General features: G+C 61.0%; 18 protein-coding genes. 15 read left to right on the top strand and 3 right to left on the bottom strand.

All coding sequences use genetic code 11. The features are described from left to right. Positions 1–68 precede the first annotated feature (68 nt). Complete coding sequence (locus tag ETQ85_RS04675; RefSeq protein WP_148577886.1) at positions 69–620, top strand: cob(I)yrinic acid a,c-diamide adenosyltransferase; 552 nt, start codon at positions 69–71, stop codon at positions 618–620. Between the two features lie 39 nt (positions 621–659). On the opposite strand, the gene murI is transcribed toward ETQ85_RS04675, so the two are convergent. From murI to queG, 3 genes are all read right to left on the bottom strand, one after another. Then, positions 660–1,469 carry a glutamate racemase gene (gene murI / locus ETQ85_RS04670; RefSeq protein WP_148577885.1) on the bottom strand — a complete coding sequence of 270 codons (810 nt, stop codon included), beginning with the start codon at positions 1,467–1,469 and terminating at the stop codon, positions 660–662. Between the two features lie 65 nt (positions 1,470–1,534). Further along, positions 1,535–2,308, bottom strand: coding sequence for an N-acyl amino acid synthase FeeM domain-containing protein (locus ETQ85_RS04665; RefSeq protein ID WP_148577884.1), 774 nt, complete (start codon positions 2,306–2,308; stop codon positions 1,535–1,537). A gap of 8 nt (positions 2,309–2,316) precedes the next feature. Continuing rightward, entirely contained in the window at positions 2,317–3,414 is a 1,098-nt protein-coding gene (queG, locus tag ETQ85_RS04660) for a tRNA epoxyqueuosine(34) reductase QueG (RefSeq protein ID WP_148577920.1), read from the bottom strand. Between queG and tsaE the strand changes: the two genes are divergently transcribed. The 14 genes from tsaE (at position 3,397) to ETQ85_RS04585 (ending at position 15,056) form a co-directional block, all read left to right on the top strand. Next, positions 3,397–3,906 carry a tRNA (adenosine(37)-N6)-threonylcarbamoyltransferase complex ATPase subunit type 1 TsaE gene (tsaE, locus tag ETQ85_RS04655; RefSeq protein WP_425473119.1) on the top strand — a complete coding sequence of 170 codons (510 nt, stop codon included), beginning with the start codon at positions 3,397–3,399 and terminating at the stop codon, positions 3,904–3,906. The genes queG and tsaE overlap by 18 nt on opposite strands. After that, positions 3,870–5,264, top strand: a complete 1,395-nt coding sequence (locus tag ETQ85_RS04650; protein WP_148577882.1) for an N-acetylmuramoyl-L-alanine amidase — start codon at positions 3,870–3,872, stop codon at positions 5,262–5,264. The genes tsaE and ETQ85_RS04650 overlap by 37 nt, the downstream gene beginning before the upstream one ends. A gap of 523 nt (positions 5,265–5,787) precedes the next feature. Then, on the top strand, positions 5,788–7,140 hold the full coding sequence (locus ETQ85_RS04645) for a tyrosine-type recombinase/integrase (protein ID WP_148577881.1): 1,353 nt from the start codon (positions 5,788–5,790) through the stop codon (positions 7,138–7,140). Positions 7,141–7,285: 145 nt separating this feature from the next. Next, positions 7,286–7,609, top strand: coding sequence for a DUF4258 domain-containing protein (locus tag ETQ85_RS04640; protein ID WP_148577880.1), 324 nt, complete (start codon positions 7,286–7,288; stop codon positions 7,607–7,609). Then, positions 7,609–8,043 carry a helix-turn-helix domain-containing protein gene (locus ETQ85_RS04635; RefSeq protein WP_148577879.1) on the top strand — a complete coding sequence of 145 codons (435 nt, stop codon included), beginning with the start codon at positions 7,609–7,611 and terminating at the stop codon, positions 8,041–8,043. The genes ETQ85_RS04640 and ETQ85_RS04635 overlap by 1 nt, the downstream gene beginning before the upstream one ends. An 18-nt stretch (positions 8,044–8,061) precedes the next feature. Then, on the top strand, positions 8,062–8,394 hold the full coding sequence (locus ETQ85_RS04630; RefSeq protein ID WP_148577878.1) for an addiction module antidote protein: 333 nt from the start codon (positions 8,062–8,064) through the stop codon (positions 8,392–8,394). A gap of 102 nt (positions 8,395–8,496) precedes the next feature. After that, a complete protein-coding gene (locus ETQ85_RS04625; RefSeq protein WP_148577877.1) occupies positions 8,497–9,651 on the top strand; it encodes a hypothetical protein in 1,155 nt (384 codons plus the stop codon). Positions 9,652–9,851: 200 nt separating this feature from the next. Beyond that, positions 9,852–10,094, top strand: coding sequence for a helix-turn-helix domain-containing protein (locus ETQ85_RS04620; protein WP_148577876.1), 243 nt, complete (start codon positions 9,852–9,854; stop codon positions 10,092–10,094). Between the two features lie 10 nt (positions 10,095–10,104). Beyond that, the gene (locus ETQ85_RS04615; RefSeq protein WP_148577875.1) at positions 10,105–10,335 is read left to right on the top strand and encodes a hypothetical protein; all 231 of its coding nucleotides are present in this window, start codon (positions 10,105–10,107) and stop codon (positions 10,333–10,335) included. A 301-nt stretch (positions 10,336–10,636) separates the two neighbouring features. Further along, positions 10,637–11,527 (top strand): hypothetical protein, encoded by an 891-nt coding sequence (locus ETQ85_RS04610; protein WP_148577874.1) that lies wholly within the window; start codon positions 10,637–10,639, stop codon positions 11,525–11,527. After that, on the top strand, positions 11,524–12,888 hold the full coding sequence (dnaB, locus tag ETQ85_RS04605) for a replicative DNA helicase (RefSeq protein ID WP_148577873.1): 1,365 nt from the start codon (positions 11,524–11,526) through the stop codon (positions 12,886–12,888). Before ETQ85_RS04610 ends, dnaB begins: the two co-directional genes overlap by 4 nt. Positions 12,889–13,369: 481 nt before the next feature. After that, a complete protein-coding gene (locus ETQ85_RS04595) occupies positions 13,370–13,975 on the top strand; it encodes a helix-turn-helix domain-containing protein (protein ID WP_148577871.1) in 606 nt (201 codons plus the stop codon). 2 nt (positions 13,976–13,977) lie between these two features. Further along, on the top strand, positions 13,978–14,265 hold the full coding sequence (locus ETQ85_RS04590) for a hypothetical protein (protein WP_148577870.1): 288 nt from the start codon (positions 13,978–13,980) through the stop codon (positions 14,263–14,265). Continuing rightward, positions 14,262–15,056, top strand: a complete 795-nt coding sequence (locus tag ETQ85_RS04585; RefSeq protein WP_222862054.1) for a hypothetical protein — start codon at positions 14,262–14,264, stop codon at positions 15,054–15,056. Before ETQ85_RS04590 ends, ETQ85_RS04585 begins: the two co-directional genes overlap by 4 nt. The last annotated feature ends 619 nt before the right edge of the window (positions 15,057–15,675 follow it).

Raw genomic sequence — 15,675 nt, 5'->3', positions numbered from 1 at the left:
TCCCCGCCCGGTCCGGCTGGCTATAATCGCCCCTCCAAGAACATCAACTCCCAGAGGAGACAGCAAACATGGGCCACCGCCTTTCCAAGATCTACACCCGCACCGGCGACGCCGGTACCACCGGCCTCGGCAACGGTAACCGGGTCTCCAAGAACAGCCTGCGCATCCACACCCTCGGCGAGGTGGATGAAGCCAATGCGGCCATCGGCATCCTGTTGTGCGAAGAGCTGCCGGAGGACGTACGTACCCTGCTGACCAACGTGCAGCACGATCTGTTCGACCTGGGTGGCGAGGTGTGCATTCCGGGCATGGAAATGATCACCGCCAGGCAGGTCGATCATCTGGAAACGGAACTGGATCGCTTCAACGACGACCTGGAACCCCTGAAGGACTTCATCCTGCCCGGTGGCACCCGCGCCGCGGCCCTGTGCCACCAAGCCCGTACCGTGTGCCGGCGGGCCGAACGGATGATCGTCGCGCTGGGGCAGGAAGAGTCGGTCAATGACGCGCCGCGCCAGTACCTCAACCGCTTGTCGGATCTGCTCTTCGTGCTCGGCCGCGTGCTCAACCGGGCCGGCGGCCGCGGCGACGTGCTGTGGCAGAAAAGCAAGAACGCGTAAGGATTTGCGGGGCGACCTGTTACCGGCCGCCCCGCCGGCTTACCAGTCGACTTTCTCGATCTGCCCGAGGGAGCGCCCCAGAAAGCGCTCGCCGATGGTCTGGAAGCGCAGCGGAATGTCGGTAACGGTGTAATGGTAGGTGGACAGGCTGTCGCCCGGGTTGGCGATGCCCAGCTCGTTGAGCATGCGCGCGGCCTGCTCGGCCACGGTGATGGCGGAATCCACCAGGCGCACATTCGGCCCCACCACGTCCTGCAGCAGCGACTTGATCAGGGGATAGTGGGTGCAGCCAAGCACCAGTGTATCGACGTTTTCGGCGAGGACTGGCTTAAGGTATTCCTGGGCGGTCAGGCGGGTGACCTCGTGCTCGAGCCAGCCCTCCTCCACCAGCGGCACGAACAGCGGGCAGGCCTGCGAGTACACCCGCACGTTCGGGTCGAGGGCGTGCATGCGTCGCGCGTAAGCGTTGCTGTTGACGGTGGTCGGGGTGCCGATCACGCCGATTGCCCGCGAGCGGGATTCGGCCACCGCCGCCCGGGCACCGGCATCGATCACATCCAGCACCGGAATGTGCCCGGCCTTCTCCTTGACCACCTGGGACGCCACCGCCGCCATCGTGTTGCAGGCGATGATGAGCATCTTGACGCCCTGGTCGAGCAGGTAATCGGTGATCTGCCCGGTGAAGTGCTCGATGGTCGCCACCGATTTGACCCCGTAAGGAACCCGGGCCGTGTCGCCAAAATAAATGATGTTCTCGAGGGGCAGGCGCTCCATGAGGGCGCGCACGACGGTGAGGCCACCGACACCGGAATCGAAAACCCCGATGGGCAGCTTGCCAGTTTCGGACATGGTGAATGCGGAGAAAAGGGAATGCGGATTCTACGCCAGTCGGGATGCCCCCGGCGGGACGGCGCCTAGTAGCCGAGGCGCGCAATCAGTTCTGATTCTTCTTCCGAGCTGAGGGCAAACTTGTAGGCGGACTTCTCGTCAGGCAACTCCCGCCACTTGCCACCGATATCCTTCAGCCGGCGTTCAATCCGGGCACAGGAAATATGCATGAGAATCGCCGGCGCCTTGACCCGCTCGCAAATCCGTTCTGCCCCGAGTTGCTCGAATTCGAGCAGTTTTTCGTAGAAGGCCCGGTGCCGCGGATTGATCTCGATCAGGATGTCGGAACATCCCTTGACGCGATGAGCGTAAATATAAAGAAGGTGGACCAGCGAAATGATCAGCCGCTTGGAACGCGCCGTCGGATCAATGGCGAAACGTCCAAACTCGCACAACTTGGCGCCCTGCGCCCGCAGGCGAGCCGCTTCGGCGCCGTAGGTGGTATCCAGCGCCAGGCCGGCGGGAGAGTCCACGTTGACGGTGACGGTTGCATAAACCCTGCCGAACAGCTCGGCGTTCATGGTCAGCTGATTGGGCTCGTCGAGGGAGCCGAGCTGGCCGTAACCCCGCCATGCATAACGCTTCTGAATCAGCAGCTCGGTTTCACGACGGCGTTCACCGTCGCGCATCAACATCTTGATACGGAACTTGTCCTGCCGTTCGGTAGGCGCGTCGACCTTGGGATCGTCTTCCGCCAGACACAGCGGATCAAAACGCCACGACTCCATGGCAGTGACTTCCGCCAGGGTTTGCGGTGACTGAACTTCTTCAGCGGGGAGTTTGGCCGGCTTGCGAAACATTATCGATACTATACAGCGGCTTCCGGAGGTAGAACATGGTGCCGGGCCAAGGCCCACTCAACATGCTCCCTCACCAGCGCAGATGCGTCGTTCAGCCGGGACTGAAGTGCGCCCAGCACGGCCTCCATTCCAGGAGCATTGCCAAGCGCAACCGCCAGGTTACGAGACCAGCGTTCATAACCAATCCGGTAAATCGGGCTACCCGCCATGCGCTCATTAAATTCCGTTTGCGTCCAATGAAACAACTTTACCAGTTCTTCACAATCGAGCCCATGGCGAGGCACGAAATCCAGCTCTGCAGCCTGCCGGGCAAACCGGTTCCAGGGACACACCAGCTGGCAATCGTCACAACCATAAATGCGGTTCCCGATCTGCGGGCGAAATGCTTCCGGGATAGCCTCTTTCAATTCGATGGTCAGATAGGAAATGCAGCGTCGCGCATCGACCTGATAAGGCGCCACGATGGCTCCGGTGGGACAGGCCGTCATGCAGGCGGAGCAACTGCCGCAATGCTCGCCCACGGAGGCATCGACCGGCAGCGGCAGGTCAGTGTAGATTTCCCCGAGAAAGAAAAATGAACCGGCAGAGCGCGACAGCAGCAGGCTGTGCTTGCCCCGCCAACCCAGCCCGGCTTTCTCCGCCAGGGCAACCTCCATCACCGGCGCCGAATCGACGAAAACCCGGTAGGCGCTGGGCAACACGTCGACGATCTGGTCTGCCAGTTTTTGCAGGCGCGCGCGCAGGACCTTGTGATAATCCCGCCCCAGGGCATAGCGCGACACATAGGCCTTCGACGGATCATTCAGCACCGTCAAGGCATCGGCGGCATCGGGAAGATAAGACATCCGCGCCGAAATGACCCGCAGCGTTCCTGGCTCCAGTTCGGCCGGACGGGAACGTTTGGTCCCGTGTTTGTACATATAATCCATCTGCCCGTGGCAACCGGCCTCCAGCCATGCCATCAGCCCCGCCTCCGCCGTGGCGAGGTCGGTATCGGCAACGCCCACTTCATCGAAGCCGAGTTCCCGCCCCCACGCCTTGATGCGTGACGCCAGAGATGCCAGGCCGTCCTGACTACCAGAAAGATTATCGTGCCCCAAGTTCATCCTGCCTATGATAGCGACCCGCAAGGCCGCATGCACCTCATCGATGAAAACGCGACGCTGGCGGCTGGCCAGCAGCTCGCCAGCGCCCTGCCTGCCCGACTGACAATCTTCCTGTGCGGTGACCTGGGCGCCGGCAAGACAACCCTGACCCGGGGCCTGCTACGCGGCCTCGGCTACACAGGGAAGGTAAAGAGTCCAACTTATACCTTGGTTGAACCCTATAAAGATTCTAGAATAGTCGTATATCACTTTGATTTTTATCGATTCACCAATGCAGAAGAGTTTCTTGAAGCGGGCCTCGAAGAGTACTTTGAAGGCAATGGCATCCGTCTTGTGGAATGGCCGGACCGCGCCCAGCCTTATCTTCAGGCAGCAGATCTCGAAGTCCGGCTGCAGGTTTCCGCGTCTGGCGGTCGCGACCTTGAGTTGCGGGCGTTGAACAGGGAGGGTCAGACATGTCTGGAACGTTTCGTCGCGCTTTCCCCCAATTGAGTCCCAGCCAGGGCAATCCCCTGACCCGCCGCCGCTTCCTCGGTTCTGCCGGGGTCGGCCTGCTGCTTCTGGTCAGCCGTCCCGGCCAGGCCGCCCAGACCTCCATGCTGGCGGTGCGCGTGTGGCCGGCCAGGGATTACACCCGGATCACCCTGGAAAGCCGTGACCCGGTGGTCTTTACGCACCAGTCCGTGCACAACCCGGAACGGCTCGTCGTCGATCTCGAAGGTGTCGAGCTGAACGACATCCTCCAGACCCTGCCTACCAAAATCACCGGCCAGGATCCCTACATCCAGCTGATTCGTGCCGGTCGCAACCGCCCCGGCGTGGTCCGGCTGGTCATCGAACTGAAAACCGAGGTCAGCCCGCAGATATTCACCCTCAAGCCGGTCGGCGAATATGGCCACCGCCTGGTGCTCGACCTCTACCCGGTCGAACCCGTCGACCCCTTGCTGGCACTGCTGGAAAAAATCACCCCGGAAGAAGCAGCCGTCGGCGGAGCCATCACGCCGCAGCGGGCAGAGGAAAAACCCCGCAAAACGGCTGAAGCACCACGCAAGCCAGATCTTCCCCCGCGCGAGACCGCTGCCGAAACGCCGGCACGGCCGGCCAAACCCGCCGACGACGAACCCAGTGTCAGCCGCCTGATCACCATCACCATCGACCCCGGCCATGGTGGTGAAGACCCAGGCGCCGTCGGCGCCGCCGGCAGCTTTGAAAAACACGTCACGCTATCGGTCGGACGCCGCCTCAAGGCCAGGATTGATGCCGAGCCCAACATGCGCGCGATGCTGACCCGCGATGCCGATTATTTCGTGCCGCTGCAACAGCGGGTCGCCAAGGCGCGTCGGGTACAGGCCGACCTGTTCGTATCGATCCACGCCGACGCCTTCATCAGCCCGAGCGCCCGCGGCAGTTCTGTGTTTGTTCTGTCGGACAAGGGCGCCTCAAGCACCGCCGCCCGCTGGCTTGCGCAGAAAGAAAACGCGGCCGATCTGATCGGCGGCGTGAACCTGGGCGTCAAGGACAGCCACCTGGCGCGCACACTGCTGGACCTGTCCCAGACTGCTGCCATCAATGACAGCCTGAAAGTCGGCAAGGCCGTACTGGGTGAGCTCGGCGGCATCAACCGTCTGCACAAGGGAGAAGTGGAACAGGCGAGTTTCGCCGTCCTGAAGGCGCCGGACATTCCGTCCATCCTCGTCGAAACCGCCTTCATCTCCAACCCGGAAGAAGAAGCCCGCCTCAACGACGAGGCCTACCAGGACCGCATGGCGGAAGCCATTGTGCGCGGACTGAAGCGCTACTTCGCCAAGAACCCGCCAATGGCAAAATCCAAGCTGGCCCGCCTGGACTGATCCAACCCCGGCCCCGTGCCGGGGTTTTTTCATCGGGCGACTGGCGCCCGCCCTTACTTAGGAAGAATGCGGGAAACGAGCTTTTGCCGGCGCCTGGCACCACGCCGGCTCTTCCGCATGTCGATTGCAAGCATCACAAAGCCGGCGATGGCCGTGCAGATGCAACACGCGATGATGATGTATCCCGCTAGGCCATGCATGACGCCACAGATACCTCCCAGATGCTTGCAGACCAGAAACACCGCATACAGGCAGTGCACGGAAGCTGAAAAGCAAAAAGGCCAACCCTCGCGGACTGGCCTAAGTGCTTGAAATTCTTGGTGCCGGAGAAAGGAATCGAACCCTCGACCTTCGCATTACAAGTTAGAGGGTTCCTACATTAATCCAGACCACTGAATCTTAACAAAGCCATACGCAGCAAGGATTGTAACTTATACTCACCTTAACGGGCTAGCACGAAAATAGCCCAAAATTGATAGCCCGTGCTAGCCCGGTGCTAGCCCAGACAATCCAAGGTGAGTAAATGGCAAACCTGAAGTTCTCCAAGGTTGCACTACTCGGACTTAAAGCGCCCGAGCCCGGAAAGCGACTGACGATCTACGATACCGACGTGCCAAAGCTGGCGATCCGCATGACGCACGCCGGGACATGCACCTTCTACGTCGTGAAGCGGGCCGGTACGTCTATGGCCTGGGTAAAGCTGGGCAGCTTCCCAGACATGACCGTCGAGCAAGCCCGGAAGGAAGCCGCCAAGGTGCTGGGAGAGTTTGCCAGTGGCTCCAACCCTGCCGAGGCCCGCCGTGCTGTTCGCGGAGAACCAACCTTCGGCGAAGCCTTCGATGCTTTCCTGATAGGCAAGCGCAAGCGCGATGGCTCGCCCCTGGGGGAGCGCACCAAGCGCGACTATCAAGACGTGCTGCGGCTGTACCTCACCCCCATCAAGGCCAAGAAGCTGTCCCAGATCACCCGAACCGACATGAAGGCGATCCACAAGAAGACCACGATCAAGAGTGCGGCACAGGCTGACAGGGCCGTTGCTGTCGTGTCTTCGGTCTTCACTTACATGGCTGACCAAGAGGTTTTCATCGGACCGAATCCAGCCAGCCGGGTACAGAAGAATCCGCCCGCTACCCGTGACCGCTTCGCCCAAGGCTACGAATTGCCGCAATTGCTCGACGCCGTTGCGCGATCTGGCCAACGGGATTACCTACTGCTGTCCCTGCTGACCGGTGCACGACGCGCCAACGTGCAGGCGATGGCATGGCGCGACCTCGATCTGTCCGGCACCGTCTGGCGCATCGGCATGACCAAGAACGGCACGCCGCAGAATGTCCCGCTCTCGCCCGAGGCCGTCATGGTCTTGAAGGCCCGCCAGGAGCACGCGGACACGTCGCCCTTCGTCTTCCCTGGCACTGGCAAGACCGGGCACCTCGTAGAACCCAAAAAGGCATGGTCGACGGTCCTGCGATCCGCCAGCCTCGCCCGCCTGCTCGACGCCCTGAAGATCGAAGGCGACGCCCGCGCCGAAGCGGATGCCTTGGCTCTCGAGAGTCTCGCCAAGGCCGAACGGAAGTATCACGCCCAAGCCAAAGCCGCGAAGATCGACCCGGAACACTTCGCCATGACCGACCTGCGGATTCACGACCTGCGCCGCACCTTGGGAAGCTGGCAGGCGAAAACCGGCGCATCCCTGACCATCATCGGCAAGAGCCTGAACCACAAGACGCACCAGGCGACTGCGATCTATGCGCGCCTCGACCTCGATCCGGTCCGCCAGTCGGTGAACACCGCAACGGCCGCAATGATGGAGGCGGCCGGCCTGAAGGAAGGGGCGACCGTGCTGCCGCTGCCCAAGAAAAACCGGGGCGGGGCATGAAGATTGAGGGCTGGATTCTGGAGCAGGCCGGCATCGAGCAGCCGAATGAAGAGCTGGCACCCGGTCTGCGAGTGGTGAAAGCGTGAGCAAGGGCCTATCGATGTCGCTTGATTTTCTCTCCATCAACCTATAAAAAGTATAGGTAATGACGAATCCTGTACCCTTTCGGCTGAACGACGCCAACGCCCTTCGCCTCCTGCGGGAGATTGCCGCCGACTCAGCCCGAGTCGTGCTCCTTACCCATGCCAAACAGCGAATGCGGCAACGGCAAATCACGCTGGCCCAGGTGCTTGATGTGATGCGCAAGGGGAGAGTGGCAGAGCCGGCAACGGTCGACATTCATGGGAACTGGAAGCTGACGGTTCGTGGTGTCAGCTGTGGGCAGGAAATATCGGTGGCGGGTGCCATTGATATGAACGACGAGCCCGGCAAGCGGGTGTTTGTGATAACGGTTTTTGGGAGCGACTGATGTACCACTACACGGAAGGCGGGCTGACGAATGTCTGGCTCTCCAACGGCTTCAGGGAGGAAGACACGCCCTATGGCAAGGGTGTGTCCATCGAGGATATTGAAGGCCTGCATCGCGTGATTGGCATGAAGCTGGTCAAGGAGCGGGCTCAACTGACGGGGGCCGAGTTTCGGTTCCTGCGCAAGGAACTGGGGCTGTCCCAGGCAAAGCTCGCCCACTGGTGGGGCTACGAGGCGCAGAGCGTCGCCGGCTGGGAGAAGCGGGGGCGGGTGCCGCGCATTGCCGACCGCTTCATTCGTGCGTTCTACCTCGAGAAGGTTTCCGGTAATCCGTCCGTTCTGGAGATTGTCGAACGCCTGGCCGATACCGACCGGGAAGAGGCCCCCAAGCTGACATTTGAGGAAACGTCGGACGGCTGGCGGCTCGCCGCCTGACCGAGCAAGGAGCGCACCATGAGCACCGCATCCCGCCCACACGATGAAGCCGTGGTCGAACTGCTGCGCGAAGACCCGGCCTTTGCTGACGAATATCTCGCTGCGAGCATGGAAGCCATCGACGAGCCCGGCGGCCAGGAAGCCCTGCTGCAGGCACTCCGGCACGTCGCCGAAGCTCAAGGCATGGCCAAGGTCGCCGAACGTGCCGGCCTGCCCCGGGAAAGCCTCTACAAGAGTTTGAGCGCCAAGGGCAACCCGACGCTGAAGACGCTGCTGGCCGTGCTCAACGCGGCCGGCCTGCGCCTGTCAGTGACCCGCGACGAGCATCACCAGGGCGCGGCCGCGGCCTGACCGAGCACAACCGCCGCGCCTACTCCGACGGGAGGAAAACCGGGTTCCCTTGCCCGGCTGGCGCGGCACTTTTTACAAGGACAAGCGCAAAGGGGCACTACTGTGGGAGTCCGCGATCTACTCGCCAAACATGATGACGAGCGTTTCATTTCATTTACAGATCTACTTGATGTTGTCGCCGAAGCAGAAGGAGTCCCAACCAAAGAGGTCGCACGTGCATTCAGCGTTTGCCATCTGCTGCACAAGGTTGAGGTCCAATTGCGCAAATACGACAACAATGAAATTTCTGAAGGGGGTTTCGCCTTAGCCTTCCACGATCTTCAGGAAGCCATTTCAAACACACACATCAACGCATCGGCAGACGTTCTATCCGAAGCCAGGCACGCGGAGGCTGGTTTTCTCCGCCAAGAGGTTGCCGTCACACTTCAAGAGTGTGGAATTACGGTCCCTCCTTGCTTGTTAAAAGGTCGTGGAACACCACTGTGGAAGCATGTGTATGCGGTGCGTCAGTGGGTAGGCCTACAAGCAGCAGCTTCGATCCTTACCGGCAAGGAGCCCGGCGCAGCAGATTCAGATGATCACCAAGACTTCTACCACTGGCGCGAAGCCCTTAAGGATGCCGCGAACTCTCAATTAATTGCCACAAGAGATGGCGAAAGCGCTCTTCTTAATAGCATCGAGCTGTCCCAAGCAGATATTCGCAACTGGTGTGACAGGAACGGCTTTGTGTGGCCTATCCCCATGCCGGCGCCGCTTTCTGACGCACCATCCACCACGTGGATTTCATTGTCCGACAATCTCACGGAAGTTTCGCGAGAACGCGATACGCTTCAGGCTGAACTGGAGAAGGTAACGAGGGAGCGCGACGAAGCGAGAGCCGAAGAGGCACGCCGGCATGAGAGTTGGCAGCTCGAATCCCAGATGGGTGAAATCATCACAGAAGACCGCAACCAGGAACGCGCACGAAACTCCAAACTCTCCGCCGAAGTAGCTCGCCTACAGACAGAGTTGACGCGGCTACAGGCAACGCCCACACCTATCACAAAAGACCACTCAGCAATCCAAGGCGAGACATTCGCCGCCCTATTGGAGGCTGTTAATGACTACCCAGCATGGGCTGCTGCTCGCACACGAACGGAGCCCCCACTGCTTAAAGAGGTTCTCTCTTGGCTTCAGGGTAAAACAAAAGACGATCGAACGGCCTACGTAGCCCACCGGGTTGTTGCCGAACATTTCGCCCTGAAACGGAGTTGCTAAGGCTGCAACTCTGGCTGCCCACATAATCTTTTAGTGACACGTCAAAATCCAGCGCTGGCGCGCCTGGCAGGTACCTGTCACTTCATGACACCTACCAAACTGTCAGGTAATCGCGCTTCCTGTCAGGTGCTTCCTTAACCGAAAGTTCTAATCCATACCGCAAGCCAATCAGGCAACGCGGGTCCAAATGGATGTGAACCATGACCCCTCAAGCCAACACCACCCATAGCCTCCGGGCTGTAATTGCGCCTGTCGCCGACCTCCTCGACGAAAAGGCCGCCGCTGCCGTCCTCGACGTGTCCCCCGGCACCCTCTCTGTCTGGCGCAGCACTGGCCGCTACACCCTGCCCTTTTTGAAAGTTGGCCGCAAGGTCCGCTACCGCCGGGCGGATCTGATGGCGTGGCTCGACAGCCGCACTCGTGCCACGGGCGCCACGGCGTAAGGGGGTAATCATGATTCCGGATACCCCCGCCATGGCCGCCGAGCGCCGCGCCGCCGATATGGCAGACAACACGATTGACGCCATCGCCCGCGCCCGCAATCAGGCCGAAGCGGCCGAAAAGATTAAAGCCCTGCTTATCCTGGCTGGCGGCATGGATTACGGCACCGCGGCTGGTATTGCGGGCATCCTGGTCGACCCCCTGATGCGCGGACTCGGGTCCGTGCGCCGAGGGGCTCGATGATGGCCCGCGACCGCTCCGCCCTACTCCCAACCCTCCATAGCGGGCACCACCCGGGCGGCCACCGCAGATCCGGCGCGGACGGCACGCCGACGCTCCGCGTGCAGCTCCACTATCCGGTTCACTACGGGTCGATTTGGGGCACGTACGGGTTCACTTTTGCTCTCGAGACCCCTGCCGTCTACTGGGGGCGCGATGGCCGGTGCTTTGCCTTTCTCCACGATTTGACTTCCGACGCGCTGGCCGAAGTAATGGACGACTGTCTCGCCGCCACGCAGAGCCGTCGGCAGCCCTGGGGCTCCAGATGATCGACGCCAGGGTTAACGTCTCCATCGTCAGCCACCCAAAAACCAAAAAGCTCAAACGCAAGCTGGGGGATAGTGGCCCATGGTCGCTGATCTGCCTATTCCTGTGGGCGGCAGCGAACCGCTCCGACGGCAAGCTCACTGGCATGACCGCAGAGGACGTCGAGCTTGCCGTGGACTGGGCTGGCGATGACGGTGCATTTGTCGCTACGCTCGTCGCGGTCGGATTCTTGGACGGCGAGGATGGCAACTACAGCATCCACGACTGGGCCGAACACAATCCGTGGTCTGCGGGCGCTGCGGCACGATCCGAAAAAGCACGGTGGATTGCCCTGTGCAAGCATCACGGACGCGAAAGGGCTGCGGAAACCATGCCAGCCTATGCTGACCGTCTGCTGTCGTCTGCTACTAGCACACCAGAAGCAGACGACAGCATGCGGGTTGCAGAAAATAGCTGTGCACCGTCTCCGTCTCCGTCTCCGTCTCCGTTACCAAGTGCACCGCCCTCTTCCGCCGCTGTCGCATCGGCAGAGCCCACCTCCGACCCTACAAAGGGCCGCAAGACGACTTTCAAGGTATGGCTGACCGACATCCGGGCGTCAGGCCAAAAGGCCGTCTCCGGCTATCAGCCTGTTTGGGACTACGCGGAGCAGGTCGGAATCCCTGCAGAGTGGATCGAGCTGGCCTGGATATGTTTCCGCGAGCGCTACACCAACGACGAGAAGGCCAATCTAAAGCGCTATGCCGACTGGCGTCGCGTGTTCTTACGGGCCGTCAAAGAGGGCTGGATGGGCGTGTGGTCGTGGTCTGATCGCGACGAATCCTACCGACTGACCACCATCGGGATGCAAGCCCTTAAGGCCTTTGAAGGCCAGGCGGGGGCTCAGTGACCCAGGATCTGTTTTCCATCGAGGCCGAGCAGGCCGTCTTGGCCTCGCTTCTGGTCGATCCGGATGCCGTTGACCGAATTGGATCCCTGGCCGCTACCGACTTCTACCAGGAACCGCACAGGCTGATCTTCTCGGCGATCCTCGCCCAGGCCGCCGCAAGCAAGGCTTTCGACGTCGTCACGGTACACGACGCACTGGCGGCCCGGAATGAAGCGGACCGAGCTGGCGGCATGGCCTACATAGGGGATATCGCCAATGGGGGATTCTGGGCTGGCAACGCTGCGCGATACGCCGAAACAATCCGCGACAAATCAATGCAGCGCCGCATTCGTGCAGCAGCGGCACAGGTGCACGACGAGGTCACGCGCCACGACCGCACCACGGCCGAGAAACTGGACTTCGCCCAGGCGGCTTTCGCGCAACTTTCTGATTCAAACGGCGCGGAAACCGCTCCCCAGGGCATGCATGACGCCCTGTTCCGACACTTGGCACTGATTGAGCGACGAGCAGAGGGGCGGGAAACTGGCCTGTCGACTGGCTTTGCCGATATCGACCGGCGCCTGTCCGGCGGCATGCGCGCTGGGCAATTGATTCTGATCGCGGCTCGCCCGGCCATGGGTAAGACGGCACTCGCGCTGCAAATCGCTGCCAATTGTGCCCACGCTGGAACAGCTTCGCTTTTTTGCTCGCAGGAAATGCAGGAAGCGGATCTCATGGATCGCCTCTTAGCCATTGGCGGCCGCGTCCCGCTGGATCGACTGGTCACGGGCCAACTCACTGAGGACGACTGGGCGCGGGTGACGATGGTCACAGGCGAGCTGCACAAGGCTCCCTTGTTCCTTGACGAGCAGCCAGCCCTGACCTTGCAGGCGGTGCGAAACAAAGCGCGTCAGGTGCGGCGCAAGGCCGGATCACTAGGGTTGCTGGTCGTCGACTATCTGCAGCTGATGGCGGGTGAAGGCATAAACCGGAACTCCGAAATCGAGCAGATCAGCCGCGGCCTCAAGGAGCTCGCAAAGGAAATGAAAATGCCGATCATCGCTCTGTCGCAGCTAAATCGGTCCTTAGAAGCCAGGCCAAACAAGCGGCCGATGCTCTCCGACCTGCGCGACTCGGGGGCCATTGAGCAAGATGCCGACATCGTCATGTCGGTTTATCGGGACGAAGCGTACAACCCTGATTCACCGCATCGCGGATCCGCAGAAATCGGAATGTTGAAGGTGCGCCAGGGCCAGTCGGGCGGGTTCGTTCCGTTGGCCTTCCGGGGCGAGTTCACCCGCTTCCAGGACTTTGCGGGGACTTGGGCCGCGACAGCCGAAAAACCGGAGAAGCGCCGCCGGTCGATGATGGGGGATGACTGACCGACACCCCGCCGCAATGTCTCGGCGCGAGCCTCCGGCACAAGTGAACCCTAAACGCAAAGTTTAGCAAATGCTTTACTAAGCCATTGAATTAAAACTATATTTTTTGCGTGTGTGGATTTTGTTTTTGGCTGCAAGGGGGTACGATCCGTCGTGTTGCGACCCGATGCGTACGGCACCGTATCGCGCGAAAGGAACTGACCATGACTGCTCTACACATCACATCCGCGCCTCCAGCAGGCGCCGCAATCCCGTCCGCACTGGCTAATTTTGGCGGCTTGCCGGATGCCGCGTACGTGCGCCTGCCTACGATGCAGGCGATTTACGGGGGCGTGTCTGGCCCCACCATTTGGCGCTGGGCCGCGGCTGGCGCAATACCCTCGCCCGTCAGGCTATCCGGTCGTGTGACGGCCTGGCGAGTCGGCGACATCCGGGCAGATTTGGCACGCCGCGCAGCACCGAACCACAAAGGGAAAAAGGAATGCGAGTAATCCAGGAGGCCCCACCAATCCGCCACGCGCAGGCGGAATTGGTCAAAACTATCGGCCTGCGCCTGAAGGCATCAAGGGAGCTTTGTAACCTCTCGCTATCGGAGGCTGCGCGCCGGCTGGGCTACGCCAACCCGTCGAAGTTGTCGAAAGTCGAGAATGCCACGGACACCAACTCCGTTCCGATCCGCCTGATTCGCGATGCTGCCCGCATTTACGAAGTTTCGACGGAGTATTTATTCGGACTTTCTGACGACTTCGAGGCCGGGGTGCCGCGGGGGATGACTCCCCATCTGCTGGACCAGTGGGACCGCATGCGGTCGCGCGACCTTCAGGCACTCATTGCCCTGCAGAAGAAAATTGAGGCGGCCACTTCCGTGATCCCAACGATCCAGCGAGATGCCCAAAACGTGATAGATGCGATCAACCGACTCACCGACTTGAACGGGGACGAATTTCTCGAACTGCGCGGCGGATCCATCCTCACGGCCGCAGCCAACCGGCTGAAGAAAAGCGCCGGCGACGCACTGGAAGCCGAGCGCCGGTTACACCTGGTGCTCGCCGAGCCTGCCGCCATCGAATCCACCGACGAGACCTGACCATGACCACCACCACCACCGAAACCACCGTCGACGGCATAGCCCACGCCCTTGCCAGCGCCTGCATCGATACTTTGCGCGAAATAGTTGCCCAATCAACGCCCGAGACCGTCATGGCCGCTGCAGAGGCGCAGGCGCGGGATGCTGGCACCGACAACCCGGAAGCCGTGCGCGGTGTCCTCCACGCGTACCTCGTCGCCCTTGAGGGCATCCGCCAGGCCATCGCCGAACCCGTGGTCCACGTGCAGCTTGCGCCCGCCAGCTCGGACACCGAAGGCGGTGAATTGTGACCGCCCCCAGCCTTGACGCCCCGGTACTTTCCTCCAAGTGGGATGGGCTTTCGCCGCACCTTCTGGCGCACTTTTTCGAGGTCGACAACGACAACGGCGCGTGGAAGCGGACGAGCAAGACCGACCCGGCGACCGTTGTCGCGCCGCTCACCGAGGCATCGATGGAGGCGTCGCTGAATTGGCAGAGCCCGTTCGAACAATCCGGCCCCGAATCGAAGGCCCCGGCCTTGATGGCGATGCTGCAGTCCGGCGTGCTTCAGCCCATCGTAGAGGCGGCCTCAATGGGCGGAACGGGCGCCGATGGCGCAGCGGCTCAAAAGAAATCTGGCGATTTCCTCAAGCAGTTCGAGGGGCGCACCGGGATAACGTTGCTGAATAGCACGCAGGTTTTCAACGGCATGCAGCCGGTGAAATTTCAGGTGGTGGCCGTCTTCCGCGCCTGGTCTGATCCGGTCAAAGAGGTTGAGGAGCCGGTCGCCAAGCTCATGGAGTGGGCACTTCCGGCGGAGCTGTCGAAAGACGGATCTGTCCTTGCCAGGCTGGCCAAGACAGTTAAGGGCGACATGGCATACGTGGAAGCCCTGATGCCGTCCCGTGCGCCGGTCCGCATCGCCATGCAGTACAAAGGCCGCACTTATTTTCCTCTCGTAATCGAGAACATCGGCCAGCCTCTCAATGCGCCGGTGGACCGGAGTGGCCGGTTTGTGGAGCAGTTGATTCCGATGACCCTCTGCACCCTGACCGCGCTGGATCGCGGGATCTGGGCCAATTTCAAGACCGCAGCACTGTGACTGGCCTGGCCGTCCGAAACTGCACCACGAAAGCCGATTCATGGAGGCAAAAAAGGCGGTGCGAAAGTTTCCCGATTTGCGAAAGTTTCTCCGCGCCCAAATGGAAACCTTCGACCCGCCTCAATCCCGCGCGAACACTGGGGAAACTACGGGAAATTCCCGTAATGACGGGGCCAAAAAGGGGCCGTCAAATGCTTAAGAAAGCCTCACATTCGCGATTGCCTCGCGTAAGTTTCACCTGCCATCGTCACGGCCTTGTAGTGGCGACAGCTATGAATGGTGAGGCTTTTCAATCATCGTTTTCGTTTCAACAGCCATCGTCACGGCCTTGTAGTGGCGACATCGAGGACTTCATTCCCGCTCACCGAAAAACCCGGGTTTCACCAGCCGTCGACGCAGCCTGGTAGCCCCGATCGGATAAGCCGGCGAATGGAACGCCGATTCCCCGGGTTCATCGGCCCTTGGCGGTAGCCACTGCGAAACTACCCAAATTCTGGGTGTTTTCGGCTTCCGGAGTCTCGGCAACGCGGGAGCCCTGGCCAGCCCCTTTTGACCGACACCCAAATTCTGGGTATCGGGACCAGCCGAAAACCCGGAAAACGTCCGATTTAATCAAGTT

Origin of the sequence: Zoogloea oleivorans (assembly GCF_008107625.1) — a bacterium.
GTDB classification, from domain to species: domain Bacteria; phylum Pseudomonadota; class Gammaproteobacteria; order Burkholderiales; family Rhodocyclaceae; genus Zoogloea; species Zoogloea oleivorans.
This window is presented reverse-complemented; position numbering and strand designations above follow the sequence as displayed.

What these genes read in the sequence shown, in the direction of transcription:
- ETQ85_RS04675 (WP_148577886.1), top strand. Translation starts at nt 69, where the DNA reads ATGGGCCACCGCCTTTCCAAGATCTACACCCGCACCGGCGACGCCGGT.
- murI (WP_148577885.1), bottom strand. Translation starts at nt 1,469, where the DNA reads ATGTCCGAAACTGGCAAGCTGCCCATCGGGGTTTTCGATTCCGGTGTC.
- ETQ85_RS04665 (WP_148577884.1), bottom strand. Translation starts at nt 2,308, where the DNA reads ATGTTTCGCAAGCCGGCCAAACTCCCCGCTGAAGAAGTTCAGTCACCG.
- queG (WP_148577920.1), bottom strand. Translation starts at nt 3,414, where the DNA reads ATGAACTTGGGGCACGATAATCTTTCTGGTAGTCAGGACGGCCTGGCA.
- ETQ85_RS04650 (WP_148577882.1), top strand. Translation starts at nt 3,870, where the DNA reads ATGTCTGGAACGTTTCGTCGCGCTTTCCCCCAATTGAGTCCCAGCCAG.
- ETQ85_RS04645 (WP_148577881.1), top strand. Translation starts at nt 5,788, where the DNA reads ATGGCAAACCTGAAGTTCTCCAAGGTTGCACTACTCGGACTTAAAGCG.
- ETQ85_RS04640 (WP_148577880.1), top strand. Translation starts at nt 7,286, where the DNA reads ATGACGAATCCTGTACCCTTTCGGCTGAACGACGCCAACGCCCTTCGC.
- ETQ85_RS04635 (WP_148577879.1), top strand. Translation starts at nt 7,609, where the DNA reads ATGTACCACTACACGGAAGGCGGGCTGACGAATGTCTGGCTCTCCAAC.
- ETQ85_RS04630 (WP_148577878.1), top strand. Translation starts at nt 8,062, where the DNA reads ATGAGCACCGCATCCCGCCCACACGATGAAGCCGTGGTCGAACTGCTG.
- ETQ85_RS04620 (WP_148577876.1), top strand. Translation starts at nt 9,852, where the DNA reads ATGACCCCTCAAGCCAACACCACCCATAGCCTCCGGGCTGTAATTGCG.
- ETQ85_RS04615 (WP_148577875.1), top strand. Translation starts at nt 10,105, where the DNA reads ATGATTCCGGATACCCCCGCCATGGCCGCCGAGCGCCGCGCCGCCGAT.
- ETQ85_RS04610 (WP_148577874.1), top strand. Translation starts at nt 10,637, where the DNA reads ATGATCGACGCCAGGGTTAACGTCTCCATCGTCAGCCACCCAAAAACC.
- ETQ85_RS04595 (WP_148577871.1), top strand. Translation starts at nt 13,370, where the DNA reads ATGCGAGTAATCCAGGAGGCCCCACCAATCCGCCACGCGCAGGCGGAA.
- ETQ85_RS04590 (WP_148577870.1), top strand. Translation starts at nt 13,978, where the DNA reads ATGACCACCACCACCACCGAAACCACCGTCGACGGCATAGCCCACGCC.